At 39.5% G+C, this 16,521-nt stretch carries 18 protein-coding genes; 10 read left to right on the top strand and 8 right to left on the bottom strand.

Annotation, left to right across the window (positions count from 1 at the left end; genetic code table 11):
• Positions 1 to 34: 34 nt before the first annotated feature.
• Positions 35 to 604: a 1,6-anhydro-N-acetylmuramyl-L-alanine amidase AmpD gene (ampD, locus tag ODQ17_RS15010; protein ID WP_322904718.1), complete on the bottom strand. Its 570-nt coding sequence runs from the start codon at positions 602 to 604 to the stop codon at positions 35 to 37.
• A gap of 171 nt (positions 605 to 775) precedes the next feature.
• Between ampD and nadC the strand changes: the two genes are divergently transcribed.
• The gene (gene nadC, locus ODQ17_RS15005; RefSeq protein ID WP_322904716.1) at positions 776 to 1,621 is read left to right on the top strand and encodes a carboxylating nicotinate-nucleotide diphosphorylase; all 846 of its coding nucleotides are present in this window, start codon (positions 776 to 778) and stop codon (positions 1,619 to 1,621) included.
• Here nadC and ODQ17_RS15000 read toward each other — a convergent pair.
• The 6 genes from ODQ17_RS15000 to ODQ17_RS14975 all read right to left on the bottom strand — a co-directional run bounded on the left by ODQ17_RS15000 (position 1,618) and on the right by ODQ17_RS14975 (position 7,785).
• Positions 1,618 to 1,785: an ABZJ_00068 family colistin stress protein gene (locus ODQ17_RS15000; RefSeq protein ID WP_004640355.1), complete on the bottom strand. Its 168-nt coding sequence runs from the start codon at positions 1,783 to 1,785 to the stop codon at positions 1,618 to 1,620. The two genes, nadC and ODQ17_RS15000, sit on opposite strands and share 4 nt — an antisense overlap.
• Positions 1,786 to 2,262: 477 nt before the next feature.
• Entirely contained in the window at positions 2,263 to 4,431 is a 2,169-nt protein-coding gene (locus ODQ17_RS14995; protein WP_322904714.1) for a phosphocholine-specific phospholipase C, read from the bottom strand.
• A gap of 21 nt (positions 4,432 to 4,452) precedes the next feature.
• Positions 4,453 to 4,587, bottom strand: coding sequence for a hypothetical protein (locus ODQ17_RS14990; protein WP_262409250.1), 135 nt, complete (start codon positions 4,585 to 4,587; stop codon positions 4,453 to 4,455).
• Positions 4,588 to 4,720: 133 nt separating this feature from the next.
• Positions 4,721 to 5,437 carry a ribonuclease PH gene (gene rph / locus ODQ17_RS14985; RefSeq protein WP_004795487.1) on the bottom strand — a complete coding sequence of 239 codons (717 nt, stop codon included), beginning with the start codon at positions 5,435 to 5,437 and terminating at the stop codon, positions 4,721 to 4,723.
• Between the two features lie 125 nt (positions 5,438 to 5,562).
• Positions 5,563 to 6,726 carry a fatty acid desaturase family protein gene (locus ODQ17_RS14980; RefSeq protein ID WP_151989222.1) on the bottom strand — a complete coding sequence of 388 codons (1,164 nt, stop codon included), beginning with the start codon at positions 6,724 to 6,726 and terminating at the stop codon, positions 5,563 to 5,565.
• 33 nt (positions 6,727 to 6,759) lie between these two features.
• Positions 6,760 to 7,785: a ferredoxin reductase gene (locus ODQ17_RS14975; protein WP_322904708.1), complete on the bottom strand. Its 1,026-nt coding sequence runs from the start codon at positions 7,783 to 7,785 to the stop codon at positions 6,760 to 6,762.
• Positions 7,786 to 7,958: 173 nt separating this feature from the next.
• Between ODQ17_RS14975 and ODQ17_RS14970 the strand changes: the two genes are divergently transcribed.
• Both ODQ17_RS14970 and ODQ17_RS14965 read left to right on the top strand, forming a co-directional pair.
• Complete coding sequence (locus ODQ17_RS14970) at positions 7,959 to 8,597, top strand: TetR family transcriptional regulator (RefSeq protein ID WP_005308931.1); 639 nt, start codon at positions 7,959 to 7,961, stop codon at positions 8,595 to 8,597.
• Between the two features lie 137 nt (positions 8,598 to 8,734).
• Positions 8,735 to 9,382: a TetR/AcrR family transcriptional regulator gene (locus ODQ17_RS14965; protein ID WP_005308928.1), complete on the top strand. Its 648-nt coding sequence runs from the start codon at positions 8,735 to 8,737 to the stop codon at positions 9,380 to 9,382.
• Positions 9,383 to 9,490: 108 nt separating this feature from the next.
• On the opposite strand, the gene ODQ17_RS14960 is transcribed toward ODQ17_RS14965, so the two are convergent.
• The gene (locus ODQ17_RS14960) at positions 9,491 to 10,108 is read right to left on the bottom strand and encodes a thiol:disulfide interchange protein DsbA/DsbL (RefSeq protein WP_252060712.1); all 618 of its coding nucleotides are present in this window, start codon (positions 10,106 to 10,108) and stop codon (positions 9,491 to 9,493) included.
• A gap of 180 nt (positions 10,109 to 10,288) precedes the next feature.
• Here ODQ17_RS14960 and ubiG point away from each other — a divergent pair, with 180 nt between their 5' ends.
• The 7 genes from ubiG (at position 10,289) to ODQ17_RS14925 (ending at position 16,494) form a co-directional block, all read left to right on the top strand.
• The gene (gene ubiG, locus ODQ17_RS14955) at positions 10,289 to 11,002 is read left to right on the top strand and encodes a bifunctional 2-polyprenyl-6-hydroxyphenol methylase/3-demethylubiquinol 3-O-methyltransferase UbiG (protein ID WP_003655787.1); all 714 of its coding nucleotides are present in this window, start codon (positions 10,289 to 10,291) and stop codon (positions 11,000 to 11,002) included.
• A complete protein-coding gene (locus ODQ17_RS14950; RefSeq protein ID WP_151743739.1) occupies positions 10,999 to 11,700 on the top strand; it encodes an HAD family hydrolase in 702 nt (233 codons plus the stop codon). Before ubiG ends, ODQ17_RS14950 begins: the two co-directional genes overlap by 4 nt.
• 68 nt (positions 11,701 to 11,768) lie before the next feature.
• Positions 11,769 to 12,515, top strand: a complete 747-nt coding sequence (locus tag ODQ17_RS14945) for a YciK family oxidoreductase (RefSeq protein ID WP_004795498.1) — start codon at positions 11,769 to 11,771, stop codon at positions 12,513 to 12,515.
• 216 nt (positions 12,516 to 12,731) lie between these two features.
• Positions 12,732 to 13,145 carry an RcnB family protein gene (locus tag ODQ17_RS14940; protein ID WP_322904699.1) on the top strand — a complete coding sequence of 138 codons (414 nt, stop codon included), beginning with the start codon at positions 12,732 to 12,734 and terminating at the stop codon, positions 13,143 to 13,145.
• A 241-nt stretch (positions 13,146 to 13,386) separates the two neighbouring features.
• The gene (locus ODQ17_RS14935; protein WP_322904697.1) at positions 13,387 to 13,716 is read left to right on the top strand and encodes an RcnB family protein; all 330 of its coding nucleotides are present in this window, start codon (positions 13,387 to 13,389) and stop codon (positions 13,714 to 13,716) included.
• A 120-nt stretch (positions 13,717 to 13,836) separates the two neighbouring features.
• Complete coding sequence (gene argA / locus ODQ17_RS14930) at positions 13,837 to 15,192, top strand: amino-acid N-acetyltransferase (RefSeq protein WP_107882288.1); 1,356 nt, start codon at positions 13,837 to 13,839, stop codon at positions 15,190 to 15,192.
• Between the two features lie 333 nt (positions 15,193 to 15,525).
• The gene (locus ODQ17_RS14925) at positions 15,526 to 16,494 is read left to right on the top strand and encodes a sulfonate ABC transporter substrate-binding protein (RefSeq protein WP_005308915.1); all 969 of its coding nucleotides are present in this window, start codon (positions 15,526 to 15,528) and stop codon (positions 16,492 to 16,494) included.
• Positions 16,495 to 16,521 lie beyond the last annotated feature (27 nt).

The following is a 16,521-nucleotide window of genomic DNA, read 5'->3' as shown; positions in this document are numbered from 1 at the left end:
AGAAAATCTTTTCGTTGTGAAATGATGAATGAACTCAACTTTTTTTCTGAACTAACAGTTGTCTAAAGTACTGCCATTTAAAATAAGGTCCCGGATCGGTTTTTCGGCCTGGCGCAATGTCCGAATGCCCTGCTATATGGTTTTTAATTTCGGGATAAGCCTGACGAATAGCCTTAACCACATCAGTTAATACTTCGTATTGCACTTCGTCAAAAGGTAAATCATCACTTCCTTCAAGTTCTATCCCAATTGAATAATCATTGCATTCTACTTTGGCTAAATAGCTCGAACGTCCTGCATGCCATGCCCGATCATTAAAATTAACAAACTGTAGGACTTCACCTGTTCGTAAAATTAACAGATGTGTAGAAACTTGCATGCCTTCAATGGTCTGGAAATAAGGATGCACTGACCAATCTAATTTATTTTGAAAAAACTGCTCAATATATCCACCTCCGAATTGAGACGGTGGCAAGCTAATATTATGAACGACGATCATTTGAATTTCGGTACCAGTCGGCCGCTGGTTAAAATTTGGAGAAGGGATTTGTCTCGCCCCTTTTAATTGTCCATCTATAACTTCATACGGTGTAATTTGCTTCATTGAGATGCCAATAAATTGCTTGCCAATTGTTTTAGTTTAAAGCAGTTATCTACTTTTCAAAGCAGTAAATGCGATTGTTTATCGCGATTAATCTCATAAAACAGCTTATTTTTAAAGTCGACGGTGCTAATATATCGCAAGTTTTAGGGTCATCTACAAAATGGAAACCGTATGAGCATACCTCAGTCTTTGCTTGAACAATCAATTCAAATCAATATTCAACAAGCATTACAAGAAGATATTGGGGACGGTGACATTACCGCGATGCTCACACCTGAAGATGAGCAGGCAACCGCGACCATTATTAGCCGTGAAGATATGGTTTTAGCTGGCCAGCCTTGGGTCAATGCACTCATCTCAGCTTACGACAACACTGTACAGGTAACTTGGTTAAAACAAGAAGGTGACCGTGTTGCTGCAAATGAAGCCTTTTTAAAACTTGCAGGTTCTGCACGTAGCTTACTTACTGTAGAGCGCCCTGCTTTAAACTTTATTCAAACTTTGTCTGCTGTTGCAACAAAAACTGCTGAATATGTTCAACATCTTGAAGGTTTAAATACAAAACTTCTCGATACGCGTAAAACCTTACCAGGCTTACGTATTGCACAGAAATATGCTGTGGCTATTGGTGGCGGACAGAACCATCGTCTCGGTTTATTTGATGCCTTCTTAATTAAAGAAAACCATATTATGGCAGCGGGCGGAATTGCTCAAGCAATTGCAAAAGCACATCAAATTGCACCGGGTAAACCTGTTGAAGTTGAAGTTGAAACTTGGGATGAGCTAAATCAAGCGCTTGAAGCTGGTGCAGACATTGTTATGCTCGACAACTTCAGTCAACAGCAAATGATTGATGCTGTAAAACATGTTGCAGACCGTTGTAAACTCGAAGCATCAGGCAATATCACGATTGAAAACTTGCGCGAAGTTGCCACTACTGGTGTTGACTACATTTCTATGGGTGTATTGACCAAAGACGTTAGAGCTGTTGATTTATCAATGCGTTTTAATGCTTAAATAAAGTCCACATCGTTATTCGTATTTTTTTGCGACTTGGTCATGTCTGCTGCTTGTGTTTTCTGCCATGCTGACTGAGTCGCTTGTGCCCCGTTATCTCGTGGGTCGGCAGCCATCAAAACAAATGTAACTACTGCTAATAATACAATAAAACCTTGTAGCATAAATTTTCCCCATTACTTTAAAAAATCAGGGTTTCAAGGTAAAAGATAAATATGACGAGGCTTAGGAGATTCTGTTACAAAAGGTAAGTCTTTATTTTTATTATTCATCTATAAAGCAGAATGTGACCTTTAAAAATTTTATAGAATGGTCAAACCTAATATTTATGGCAGTCACAGGTGCCATCCTTTAGTTATATTTCCCAACATTAGATTGTGCGAGATGTCATCTACAACCTGAGCAAGACAAAGCGATTATAGCTTTGTCGCAGCGCAAGAATGTTATTAAGCCTGCCGTTGCCCTTCGGTACGTAATAAAGATTAATTAATCTTTATTACGTACCTTACTTTGGGCGAAACCAAAGTAACAAATTAGCTACTTCCACTGGATGAATAAACGATAAGACTCCGTCGTGATAGCTAATTTAAAATAATTATCAATCTAAGACTTCAGCTTAATCGTTCATCTATTACAGCAACTTAAGACTCTACATAACCCATATACGGATCAGAAATTGAATCTTCTTGAGTTTCAATACGTCCTGCAAAACGGCGGCTGAAAGTAGCATCATCAGCTAAAGTCACAGTAAAATCATACCAACCACCAAATTCAGACATATCCCAAACCAGTTCTTTTTCAGAACTATTCGTTTCTATAGTCCACGTCTTATTTGGAAGATAAGCATTTGCTTTGACAGTGAGCTTGACTGACTTATTACCATCATGACGAACTTTCAAATACAAATTTGCATCACACTCTTCAACACACACCCTAATTTCCGGCAATGCTTGAGTCTGGTTCGCTTGGCTCAAATCTCCCTTAAACGCACGGTGGAAACCATTTGGTCCAAGTACCCACAAGTCATATTGACCAGTTGGAGCATTCCACACATCATCAAGCTGTTTACCCATCTCAACCATATAGCGACGAGGAGCTACCGTAAGATCTAATCGGTTATACACATGAAAAACAGCTGCCTGCTTACCAGTGTTTGAGAACATCAGCTTTACAGTCTTTTGTGCTGCATCGACTTTGGCACTGGTGTGCAAAATATAAGGTAAAGCACGCGATGGTCTAATTCCCATTTCCTGCTGAGGAAATTGCTGTTGGTTTGGAACAGAAACTTGCGGCAATAGTTCTTGAGCAATACGAATAGCATCAGCTTCAGCTTTTGTTTTTTTTCCTTCTAGTTCAGCGACAGGCAAAGTATTCGGTGTTTTAAAATCGAAAGCTGTCGTTAAATCACCACACACAGCACGGCGATATGGACTAATATTTGGCTCTTGCACATCAAAACGTTTTTCTAAGAATTGTAAAATAGAGGTATGGTCAAAGACTTGTGAATTCACCCATCCCCCTCTGCTCCACGGTGAAATCACATACATAGGAACGCGTACCCCCGGCCCATACACCCGCCCGTCTGTGGCGGGTTGAGATTTTGAAGTCGCTACTGCTGGATGGTTAAAATATTCATAAGATACTTGCTGATCACTTAGAGTCGTTTTTCCATATACGACACCTTTGATATCTTTAGACGGCGCACTTGGTGAAGGAATATGGTCAAAGAAACCATCATTCTCATCAAAGTTCACCAATAAAACTGTTTGGCTCCACAACTCAGGATTTTCAGTTAATGCATTTAATACTTCCTGCATATACCAAGCGCCCTGCACAGGACTAGATGGTCCGGGATGTTCGCTATAATTTGCAGGAGCGACTAACCAACTCACTTGCGGCAATTTACCTTGTGCAATATCAGCTTTAAAAGTTCCTAAAAAACCACCGTCTGGCATGGTATTGGCAATACCTTTATAAAGTGGTTGAGTCGCATCGATTTTTTCATCGTATGCTGGGCATGTTGGCGTGTCGTTACTGACAGGCTGACCCGATTGTTCATTTGCACGGCGATATTGTTTAAAGCCTGCAAGTGGGTTATCTGTAAAGTTATCTGGCATATTTTGATAAACTTTCCATACCACCCCAGCCTGCTGTAAACGCTCAGGATAAGTCGTCCATTCATAACCTTCTGTTGATGGTCCAATCCCATCAAATTCATTTACTACACTAGCCACACCTGCACCTGTAGGACCATTGGTTCCCGTCCAGATAAATTTACGGTTCGGGTTAGTTCCCGCATGCATGGCACAATGGTAGGCATCACAAATCGTAAAAGCATTGGCTAAGGCAAATTGATATTCGACTTCTTGTTTTTTGTAATAGCCCATCGACTGTGGTTGTTTGTGTGCCACCCAATCACTCATACGACCATTGTCCCAAGCTGCTTGACCATCTGACCATGAATGCTTTGTACCAGTAACACGCTGGGCATTTCCTATACGGCTGTCGAGATGGTACGGCAATACTTTATTTTTCTTGGCATCGTATTGCTCCCAAACCTTTCGACTTTCTGTCATTGGAATAGTAAAGCGGTCACCGAAACCACGCACGCCTTTTAGTGTTCCAAAATAATTATCGAATGAGCGGTTTTCCTGAGTCAAAATCACGATGTGCTTAACATCTTGAATAGTTCCATTTTCAACTTTGGCATCAATAGCCAGCGCTTTTTGAATACTCAATGGGAAACTCGCTAAAGCAGCGGTCCCAAACATGGTTTTTGTAGAATTTAAAAGAAATTCGCGACGATTCATTAGTTCTATCCTAAGTTCTTATTATGGTGCACAGTGCATTTTGCAATTACTGGTTGGCGGTGTTGTTGGCGATGAATTATCTGAGTCGTTATCATCGTTACAAGCACTCAGTAAAAGTGCTAAAGACGTAATTAATAGAAGTGAAAGTTTTCGCATTGGTTTTTTCCAAACGGTTTAAATGCGAACTACTAATAAAGTGAAAAAGTGACAGGCAAGTGATGTTTTTATGTCGATTTGATGAAGGCATAAAAAAACGCATCCGAAGATGCGTTTTTTAGAAAGCGTAAAATTACCAGCCTAAAGCTTCTTGTTGCTTTTTAATGAGCTCGGCAATTCCCTTTTCAGCCATTTCTAGCATGTCATTGCTTTGTGCACGAGTAAATGGTTTATCTTCAGCTGTACCTTGAATTTCAATAAATTCGCCAGCTTGTGTCATTACTACGTTTAAGTCAGTTTGACAGTTCGAATCTTCTTCATAGCAAAGATCAAGTAATACTTCGTCTTGATACATACCTACAGAAATTGCAGCAACTAATCCTTTAAGCGGATCATGCTTAATTTTCTTTTGAGACAATAAAACATTCATCGCATCAACTAACGCTACAGCCGCGCCAGTGATTGAAGCGGTACGCGTACCACCATCAGCTTGGATCACATCACAGTCGATGGTAATTGTGTTTTCGCCAAGCTTTTTCAAATCAACCATAGCACGTAAGCTACGTCCAATTAGGCGCTGGATTTCCTGTGTCCGGCCTGACTGTTTACCACGCGCTGCTTCACGGTCACAACGTGAATGTGTTGAACGCGGTAACATGCCATATTCAGCAGTGACCCAGCCCTGTCCTTTTCCTTTTAAAAAACGTGGAACCGAATTATCGATACTTGCAGTACACAATACTTTGGTATGACCAAATTCAACCAGAACTGAACCTTCTGCGTAACGGGTATAGTTACGTGTGATTTTCACTTCACGTAACTGGTCTAATGCTCTTTGGTCAATACGCATAATGATTCCTTAAAAACAATGGCACAAATATAATTGCACCGTAGTATATCTCAATTACACGTACTTTCCCTTTTACTTATTGGTAAAGAGCATCGCTTGATGACTCAAACAATGCTCTATCTTTATTAAGCAGCTTTGCCAAACATTCCTTTCACCGCCTCAACAAAGGTCCGCTTAGTCGCTACCAAACGATCAACCACATTATCAGGCAAAGAGTGAACAGCCAGACGTTTATACACACTCACAATTTGAGATCCAAAAGGTGCTGTATTGTACTGTTGACCGAACTCTGCACAGACTTCACGTACTTTAGGTGCCATCTCTTGATAGCGGTTGGCAGGTACATCAGGAAACAAGTGATGTTCGATTTGATGGCTCAAGTTGCCACTTAAGAAATGCATAATCTTACCGCCAGTAAAGTTTGCTGAACCACGAATCTGACGTAAGTACCACTCTGCTTTAGTTTCATTATCAATATTGTCAGTGATAATTTCAGAATCTTCTGTGAAATGGCCACAATAAATCACGGTCGATGCCCAGTAGTTACGGATCAAGTTAGCAAAAAAGTTACCAGCCAATACTGGCAGGAACATTGGTCCTGCAATTAGTGGGAACAGCACATAATCTTTACCAAACTGACGGACCATTTTTTTACGTAGATTTTTAGATTCTACATACACTTCTTTCCAAGTTTTGGTGCCATCAAACAACACTTTTTCCATCTCTAGACGTTGTAAAGCTAATAGCCATTCAAAACCCGTTGACAATACAAAACCCATTGGCACGTTGAATAAAAAACGGGTTTCCCACTTTTGCTCACGGCTCATGCGCATCACACCATAACCGCTAATATCATGATCCATGCCAAACACATTGGTATAAGTATGATGCTTATAGTTATGGGTATATTTCCAGTCTTCACCTGTACACACCGTATCCCAGTCATAGGTTGCACCGTTAAGCGTGGGGTCATTTAACCAATCAAACTGACCATGCATCACATTATGACCGAGTTCCATGTTTTCAACGATTTTAGATACGCCCAGCATAGCCGTACCTAACAACCATACTGGTGGAATCCAACCACCAAACATCAACATGCCACGTGATGCAATTTCGGTGTAGCGTACAAAATTACGTACTTTGTAAATATATTTTGAATCTTGCTCCCCGAGATCTTTCATCACTTCAAGACGAATTTCTTCAATACGGCGACCAAAAGCTTCTGTTTGCTCTGGGGTTAAATGTGCCGATTTTGATGTTGCTTTAAGTTCTACTGCCATATTCATAATGGTATCCTCAAATCTCTTTTATGTTTGTTTTTATAGATCAATAGTGACTGGGCTTAATGCCTGGTTCACGCATAACTTAATTGCACGATTTGGTTGATCGTCAATTTCGCCTGTTAATATATTCTGGGTGACACCACTGACTTTGGTACACGTACATTGGTTGCATACACCCATACGGCAACCATGCTGTGGACGTAAGCCAGCTTGCTCTGCACTGCTTAATAATGTTGTCGTCGCAATAAAGTTTTGTTGTGAACGGCGAAATACGATGGGTTGTGCTTCATTAGACTGTTCGATTTGAACAGGCATGAAAAACTCTTGATGAAGCTGCGACTGAGCACTTTGCTGCGTATAAATTTCATTTGCCTGTTGCATCATGCCGTGGTGTCCACACACATACGTTGCGGTCTGTGCATAATCAGGAACCAACTTTTGCAATAGGTCTTCAGTTAAATGCTGCTTTTGCTCGGCTGTATTAAAAAAATGATAGTGAAGCTCTGGATGCTTTTCTGCCAAAGCTTTTAATTCAGCATGAAAAATTTCTGCACGATTAAAATAAATGACATGAATCTGTTTAAGCTGTTGTTTCAAAGCTTGCTGCAAAAGTGAATAAATTGCAGTAATACCACTACCTGACGCAATTAAAATTGCAGGCTGTTGGCCTTGGTGCAAAGTAAAATCACCTTGGGCCTGTGAAATCTCAATGCACTCTCCGACATGTAATCGTTGAGCTGCACTAGACACCAAGCCTTGTACTTTAATACCTAAAGAGATTTCACCTTGAGGAGTTACTTCAATAATTGAATAACTGCGCTGTTGGTAAACTCCATCTATAAGTAGCGTTAATAGAATACTTTGCCCAGCACGTACCTGATCGAACTTAAAATTACGATTCGGTTTAAGCTTAATAAGCACCATATCAGTATGTAGAGACTGAACTGCGATAACTTCTGCAAGTACGCGTTTCCAAGCCCAAGTCACGTTAATTTTTTGTAAAACAAAATCAACGAAATCTTCTCGGACCAAATGTGGCTGATAACTAAGTGTTGCGTTCATACGTTCCTCTTTTGTATCTGGCTATTTATTTGAGTGAACACATGTTCGTATAGTGAACATATGTACACTATATTTATAAGTGTTCACTCAGTCAACACTTGTTCACTATTTTTTTTATGAAAGTTTGCTCTTTTTTGTTAGACTCTGGCTCACGGTTTAAATAGGTTCTTTTAATGTCGATACGGGATGAACGAAAACAGCAAAGTCGTCAGGCACTTCTAGATGCAGCCTTGCATCTGAGCACGTCTGGGCGTTCGTTCAGTAGTATCAGTTTGCGTGAAGTTGCACGTGAAGTTGGTTTAGTACCGACAGCGTTCTATCGTCATTTTCAAGACATGGATGAACTCGGTAAGGAATTGGTTGACCAAGTTGCCCTACATTTAAAAAGTGTTTTGCATCAACTAGGTCAAAGTTATTTACAACATAAATCGACCAAAACTCAGACCAGCATTGAGCTATTTGTTCAGGCGGTAAATCATAGCCCTAAGCAGTGGCAATTTATGATTTCCGAGCGTTGGGGTGGTTCAGAAACGGTTCGTGCAGCCATTGCTAGAGAAATCGAATTTCTAATTGAAGATCTAACAACTGATCTGACTAAACTCGAAAATTTTAAACATATTCAACAACCTCAAGACTTAAATGTCCTATCCACTATTTTGACTAACATGTCATTTACGTGGGCAATGACGTGGCTCAACCTATCAAAACAATATCAAGGTGAACAGCTCAAGCTCCAACAAACTGCCTTTATTGAAAATGCCTCTACACAAGTTCGCTTACTGTTTAGAGGGATTGCAAACTGGGAACGGTAGAAGCGGCAAATGACAAAAAACAGGTTATGTGGTAATACGTAAAGAGAGAAAGAAAAAGGCTAAAAATTTCGAGAAAAGTCTTTTTCTTTTTACAGGAAGTAAATTATTAGTTAGGCCAAACTGGTGTGGGAATACCTATGAATCTTGATCGTCATACACAGTTTTTGATGCGCAAAGAAAAAATTCTAAGCGTGGCAGAAAAGTTGTTACTAGAAAACAATCAGGAAATTACTCTAGATGAGTTAGTGGCCGAGCTAGATATTGCTAAAGGCACTCTTTATAAGCATTTTAGAAGCAAAAATGAGCTTCTACTTGAGCTCATTATTCAAAATGAAAAGCAAATTTTAGAAATTTCTAAAAAATATAATACAGATTTCAAAGAGTATGCCCCTCATTACATGCTTCACCATTTGCTTACACCTGGAAAAACCATTTTATTGCATCAACTTGAAGAAAATCTGACAATGACAGAGTCTAAGTTGAAGCATCTTTTCGAAGAGCTTTATGAAATCCGCCAACAGCGTATTTTAGCAATTAAAGATATTACGGAAAATTATTTAAAATCATTAAATTACGACATGTCAATTCGTGATTATCTGTCTTATATCTGGTCACTGACTTACGGCGCATCACTGCTTTTAAATTCTACGTATTATCAACGCTCTATTGGTTCTCGCCAAAAATTAATTAATTTATATATTAATCAGGCATTATCGCTGCCAACTCAAACTGTTAATTTTGATGTTTTAAATTTTCAAATTGAAGATGAAAATAAGCAAAATTAATTGAAATATTTCGTGATAATTAACAAAAATTTGAACATCGATATAAATTTTAAGTGAATAAAAATGGGCTTCATATGAAGCCCATTTTTGAAGTAAAGCCTAAACAACTTATTTTGCTTTACGTTCTTTCTCAATTAAATAATTAAGAACTTGAGTAACTTTACCATCTTCACCCTGTACAACATATTTACCATTAACGACAACCGCAGGAACACCTGTTAATTGGTACTGTTGAGCAAGTTTATTTGACTCAGCAACTTTTGCAGTCACAGCAAATGAGTTGTAAGTGCTATTAAACTTCTGTTCAGGCACGCCATAACGAGTAAAGAACTTCGCAGCAGAAGCCTGATCAAAAATTTGCTGGCCATTCACCTGAATCGCATGGAACAATGGTAAATGCGTGCGTTTACGTACACCTAATGCCTCAGATGTATAATAAGTACGTGCCCCTTGTTCCCACATTTTATTCATTGCAGCAGGTGTACGTACAAAACGCACATCGTTAGGAATCTGTTTTAACCACGTTTGCATATGCGGTTCAAGTTTAAAACAGTGTGGACATCCATACCAAAAGAACTCTCGAACTTCGATTTTCCCCGGAACTTCCACTTTGCCTGGATTGGCAATCACGGTGTAGTCTTTACCGGCAACAAAATCTGCTGCCATTACACTACCCGATACGGCCATAATTGCTGCGCTTAAACCACCCAAAACCAATTTTTTCATTGCTACAGCTTTTCCTCTAAGTTGTTATGCATTAGCTTATGCTCTAAATATAAAACAAATATGCTAAATTCGTTTTGCTTCTGTGAAGTTTTTTATTGGGTTTATCGCTTTTTTCCCAATAATCGCTACACTAACGGCGAACTATATCCAAAAAGATAACCCAAGTTTAGAGGTAGCACCATGTCGCAATTGAATGTTGATTTACAAGAAATCGCAAAGTTTGAAGCACTTGCTGCCAAATGGTGGGATCAACATTCTGAATTTCGCCCACTTCATCAAATTAATCCACTACGTTTAAACTGGATTGATGAACGTGTAGGCGGCCTTGCTGGTAAAAAAGTACTTGATGTCGGTTGTGGTGGCGGTATTTTGGCAGAGAGCATGGCACGTCGTGGAGCAGATGTACTTGGTATTGATATGGGTGAGGCACCGCTAGCTGTTGGCCGTTTGCATGCTCAGCAAGACAATGTTCAAAATATTGAATATCGCCAAATTCCTGTAGAAGAATTAGCACAAGAACAAGCAGGTCAATACGATGTGGTCACTTGCATGGAAATGATGGAACACGTTCCAGATCCAGCATCTATTGTAAGAGCTTGTCAGGCTTTGGTTAAACCGGGTGGCCATGTGTTCTTCTCAACCATTAACCGTAACCCAAAATCTTATTTATTTGCCATTATTGGCGCAGAATACGTACTACGCATGTTGCCAAAAGGTACACATGATTATCATAAATTTATTCGACCATCTGAAATGGCACATGACATTCGTAATGCAGGTCTTACTCTAAAAGAAATGACAGGACTGCACTACAACCCACTGACCAAGCATTACTGGTTAGCGCCAAATGTTGACGTTAATTATATGGTTCACACGATAAATACAGGTGCATGATGAAAGCTGTTTTATTTGATTTAGACGGTACTCTTATCGATACGGCTGCCGACTTCATTCGTATTATTCAGCAAATGTGCCGTGATGAAAGACGCCCAATTGTTGATGCCGACCTCATTCGCACTCAGGTTTCTGAAGGTGCACGTGCGATGGTTAAATTGGTCTATCCAGAACTGGATGTGGCCAATCCAATTTTCTTGGCACATCGTCAAAACTTTTTAGATATTTACGGCAATAATATTGTGGTTGATACAGACCTGTTTGAAGGTATGTATCCACTTTTAGAAGAGTTGGAAGCTCAGCAAATTCCGTGGGGTATTGTGACCAATAAACCACGCGGATTAAGTGAATCTCTTTTGGAAAAGTTAAATCTGACCGAACGCTGTGCGGTTTTGGTGTGTCCAGAAGATGTCAGTAAAACTAAGCCAGATCCGGAACCAATGTATTTGGCGGCTAAACAGTTAAATATCCCAGCAAATGAAATTATCTATGTGGGTGACCATCCACGTGATATTGATGCTGGTCGCAATGCCGATATGTATACTATTTTGGCTGCATATGGCTATTTACCAATCGAACATCGTGATGATCTCGCTGCATGGCAGGCCGATTCGATTGTAAATACGGTGACAGAATTACACCATATGTTACGTCAAAAGCTTCCTGCTCTACAGGAAAATCAGCGTATGATAAGTTAACATAAGAGTTTTATAGGCTTTTTTAACAGTTGTTTGTTTTATCAATATAAAAAGAAGGAGGTTTACCAATGAAATATTCAGAATACCAACCTCGTCCGGATCTACTCAAAGATCGAATTATTTTAATCACCGGTGCTGGCGATGGAATTGGGCGAGCTGCCGCTCTGACTTATGCCCTACATGGTGCAACCGTTGTACTGCATGGTAGAACCTTAAATAAACTTGAAGTTATTTATGATGAAATTGAAAGTCTGGGTGCACCGCAACCAGCGATTTTACCATTACAACTTTCGAGTGCTTCTGACCGTGATTATGACTTTTTAGTCGATACGCTCGAAAAGCAGTTTGGACGTCTAGACGGTATTTTGCATAATGCAGGTATTTTAGGTGAACGCGTAGAGCTAGCACATTATCCAACCGAAACTTGGGATGATGTCATGGCAGTTAACTTACGCGCGCCTTTTGCTTTGACTCAAGCATTATTACCACTTTTGCAAAAATCAGAAAATGCCTCTGTCGTATTTACCAGTTCGGGTGTAGGCCGTGAAGCACGTGCTTTATGGGGCGCATATTCTGTCTCAAAAATTGCAATTGAAGCGGTGAGCAAAATTTTTGCAGCGGAACATACTTATCCTAATATCCGTTTTAACTGCATTAATCCAGGTGCAACACGTACTGCAATGCGTGCTAAAGCCTATCCACAAGAAGATCCGAAAACATTACCTACACCAGAGTCGATCTTGCCTGCTTATCTCTATTTAATGGGTGAAGATAGCTTGGCGCTCAATGGTCAAAGTATTGATGCACAGGATTAAAAGTTAAAGATGAAAAGCTAAAGAAAATTACAGCCGATCATCAAATCTGGCTTGCCTATACCTGAAAAGATGTATTCAAGCCTTTTTTATTATTGATAAAAACTCTTGATCTATCCGTAATTTTAATTGAACCATTAAATGATCTTCACAGTTTCTCTGCATTTTGCGCGTAGAGTATTCAACATGAGAGACATCAGATGTAAACGAGGATGCATCATGAAAAAGTTGTTCACAATCTTAACCCTTTCCATAGCTGTACTCACCACAAGTATGGCGAGCTTTGCTGATCCTCCTTTTGACCGAGGCCATGGCCCCAAAGGTCCTAAAGGTGGAGGACCACGCGGTGAATGGAACGATCGTGGGCCAGGATTTGGACGTGATCATGATGAAGATCGTGTCCGTGACGAGCGCCGAATGCGCGAAGAACGTGGTTTTGAACGGCTTAAACAGCATCGCTGGCAGCCTGGTTATGTTATGCCACAGCACTATCGTGGCAATGGCTATAAAGTTGACTATAAAGATAGTAACTTGCCAAAACCAGACCGTAATCAGCAATGGTACAAAATCAACAATGACTATATTTTAGTCGACACTGATTCTAATAATATTGTGAGTATTCGTGGTTTTTAAAGCGATAGAACCTCGCTATCGCTGAGCAAAAAGGATAAAGCCTTATGGTTTTATCCTTTTTTTATTACTTATAGATTTAAAAAAACAAATAGATTTTTATATTCTAATATTTCATATTTTCTTAATTTCTTCTTATTTCATCGTTAGTTTTCACATTTATTCTTCGTAGCCTCCACGATTTATCTGTAATTGTTCACTAATCTTTAGTTATTGAAATTTAATTCATCACTCGAGGTTTACAATGAAAAAACTAACAACAGCGATTGTTCTTTCACTTAGTGGTTTAGTTGCAACAACAGCAATGGCAGCACCAAACGATCATAACCATCATGGCAACTACCAAAACCATGAAGTAAAAACCGTTAAAGTAATTAAAAAAGACGACCATCGTAATGTTTGGCGAGGAGGTCAAGTTGTACCACGTGAATATCAACACTCACGTTATGTGATTGACTATCGTCAGCATCAAAAATTAACGAAACCAGGTCGCTACCAAAAATGGTACAAAGTGAACGGAAATTATGTGCTGGTAAATGAACAAAGCCATAAAATCATTAGAGTGGTTCACTAATTTAAAAAAATTTAAACACCCAAACTTAGATTTGGGTGTTTTTTTATCTAAAACATGCGGCTTTAATCTTTTTTGTTTAGAATCATCTTTATATCTTTTTGCTGTTGATTCGAGATCGGTATGCCAAGCAAGTCTTTAGAAAAGTCGCATAATAACCCCCAGCATTATGTACACTGGTTTCGACACTCAGCGCCCTACATTAATGCTCACCGCGATAAAACATTCGTACTGATGTTCGGTGGTGAAGCAGTCCGTCATCCTAATTTCGAACATATCATTCATGATATCGCGTTACTTCATTCTCTTGGTATTCGCTTAATTCTTGTGCATGGTGCCCGCCCGCAAATTAATCAAAATCTTAAAGAGAAAGGAATTGAAACCCCTTTTTATGACAACAGCCGTATTACTACGCGCGAATCTTTAAGCTGTGTCATGAGTGCCGTAGGCTCTATTCGCCTAGAAATTGAAGCATTGCTTTCTATGGGCTTAGCAAACTCTCCCATGTACGGCGCTCGAATCGATGTCGTATCAGGTAATTTTGTGACTGCTAAACCTTATGGCATTCGTGATGGCATGGATTTCCAGCTTACAGGTGAGGTTCGTTCAATAGACACCGATGCAATTGAACGACACCTTGATAATCATAATATTGTGCTACTGGGGCCAACAGGTTATTCCACTACAGGCGAAGTCTTTAACTTGCGGGCAGAAGAAGTTGCGACCAAAACTGCAACTTATTTAAAAGCAGATAAACTCATTTTTCTTGGGGAGCAACAAGGGCTTCTGAATGAAGATGAACAAATATTACGTGAATTAAGCCCACATCAACTGGACTACTATATTCAACAATATCAAACCATTAGTCCAACACTAACCCTGCATTTGCAACAAGCAAAAAAAGCGTCTTTATCAGGTGTACACCGCGTTCATCTCATTTCCTATGCCTATGATGGCGCCCTTCTCGAAGAGTTATTTACTCGAGATGGTATAGGCACCATGATTACCGATGCGCATTATGAAGAAGTTCGTACCGCCCATATTAAAGATGTGGGTGGTTTAATGAATTTATTGCGTCCCTTGGAAGAAGAAGGCATTTTGGTTTATCGTTCACGTGAACGTCTGGAGCAAGAAATCAGCCAGTTCGCTGTTATTGAACGCGACGGTATGATTCTAGCGTGTGCTGCGCTTTATCCAATTCCAACCGAATTTAACGAAACTCGTTCTGCAGAAATTGCCTGTGTTGCAGTGCATCCAAGTTATCGTAAATCAAACCGTGGTAGCCAAATTCTGCAATTTCTTGAAGAAAAAGCCAAAGAACAAGGTATTCGTCAGCTATTCGTTTTAACAACGCGTACCGCTCACTGGTTTTTGGAACATGGTTTTCATCAAGTCAGCGTTGATGAGTTACCTAATGCCCGTCAGGCGCTCTATAACTATCAAAGGAATTCTTTAGTCTTTAAGAAACTGCTTCCCTAGCCTTTGCTCTTTTTAAGATATTCTTATTTCAGATAAGCTTAGTTAAAAAAGTACAACCATGAACGCTATTAATTTATGGTTGTATTTTTTTAAATTTCTATTTTTAATGTTTTAATATTTTTTTATTTTATTTACATCAACTTACTTCTAATTTATTAAATATATTTCTATTAGATAAATCACTTTTTTGCATAAGTTTATAGCCTATTGTTTTTAGCTTTTTTTTGCATAAATAAAGACCGAATACTTATTTTTTCTGAAATAAAAATCCCTTTAGGGTATCTGCTCATCCAATTATTTTTTCTTTTTCTCTTTCGGGGAGCACGAAATCTCATGGCACTTTTCAACACCACTTCATGGGCAAAATATTCAGTCATCGCAGCCAGCCTTGCAGGAGTGATGATGTTAAGTGGTTGTGCCAAAAAAGAGGAACAGGCCACCACAACTTTAAATATTGGCTATCAAAAATATGGCATTCTTCCTATTTTAAAAGCTCGTGGTGACCTAGAAAAAGTACTAAAAGAACAAGGCGTGCAAGTAAAATGGGTCGAGTTTCCTGCTGGCCCTCAATTGCTTGAAGGCTTAAATGTAGGGAGCGTTTCACTCGGTGAAGCAGGTGAAGCACCACCTATTTTTGCTCAAGCTGCCAATCCAAATTTAGTCTATGTCGCAAACCAACCTGCTGCGCCAAAAGCCGAAGCATTATTGGTACAAAAAGACTCTCCTATCCACTCTATTAAAGATTTAAAAGGCAAACGTGTAGCTCTTAATAAAGGTTCGAATGTTCATTACCTATTATTAAAAGTTCTAGAAGCCAACAACTTAAGTTTAAGTGATATTCAACCAGTTTATTTACCGCCATCAGACGCTCGTGCTGCCTTTGAAAAAGGTGCAGTAGATGCATGGGTCATTTGGGATCCGTTCTTTGCAGCAGCTGAACATCAAATTCAAGCTCGAGTTTTGGCAACAGGTGAAAATTTAGTAAGTAATCATCAGTTCTATCTAGCTGACCGTAAATTTGCAGAAAATAATCCAAAAGTTCTCAATACAGTTGTGCAAACCCTTAACCAGACAACTGAATGGGTGAGTTCACATCAGGATGAAGCTGCGAAACTACTCGAAAAACCTACAGCACTTGAGTTTGATGTACTCAAAACTTCCATTTCACGTATGGGTTTTGGAGTTCAGCCAATCTCTGACAAGGTGGCACAAGAACAACAACAAGTAGCTGATGCCTTTTATGCGCAAAAGCTCATTCCTAACAAGCTCACCATTCAAGACGCCATTTTAAAACTGAAATAAACCCAGCTTGGGCACGGCTTAAATAAT

Source organism: Acinetobacter sp. IRS14 (genome assembly GCF_034650275.1).
Taxonomy (GTDB): Bacteria; Pseudomonadota; Gammaproteobacteria; order Pseudomonadales; family Moraxellaceae; genus Acinetobacter; species Acinetobacter oleivorans.
Note: the sequence above shows the minus strand (reverse complement) of the source record. Positions and strands in the feature narration are given on the sequence as shown.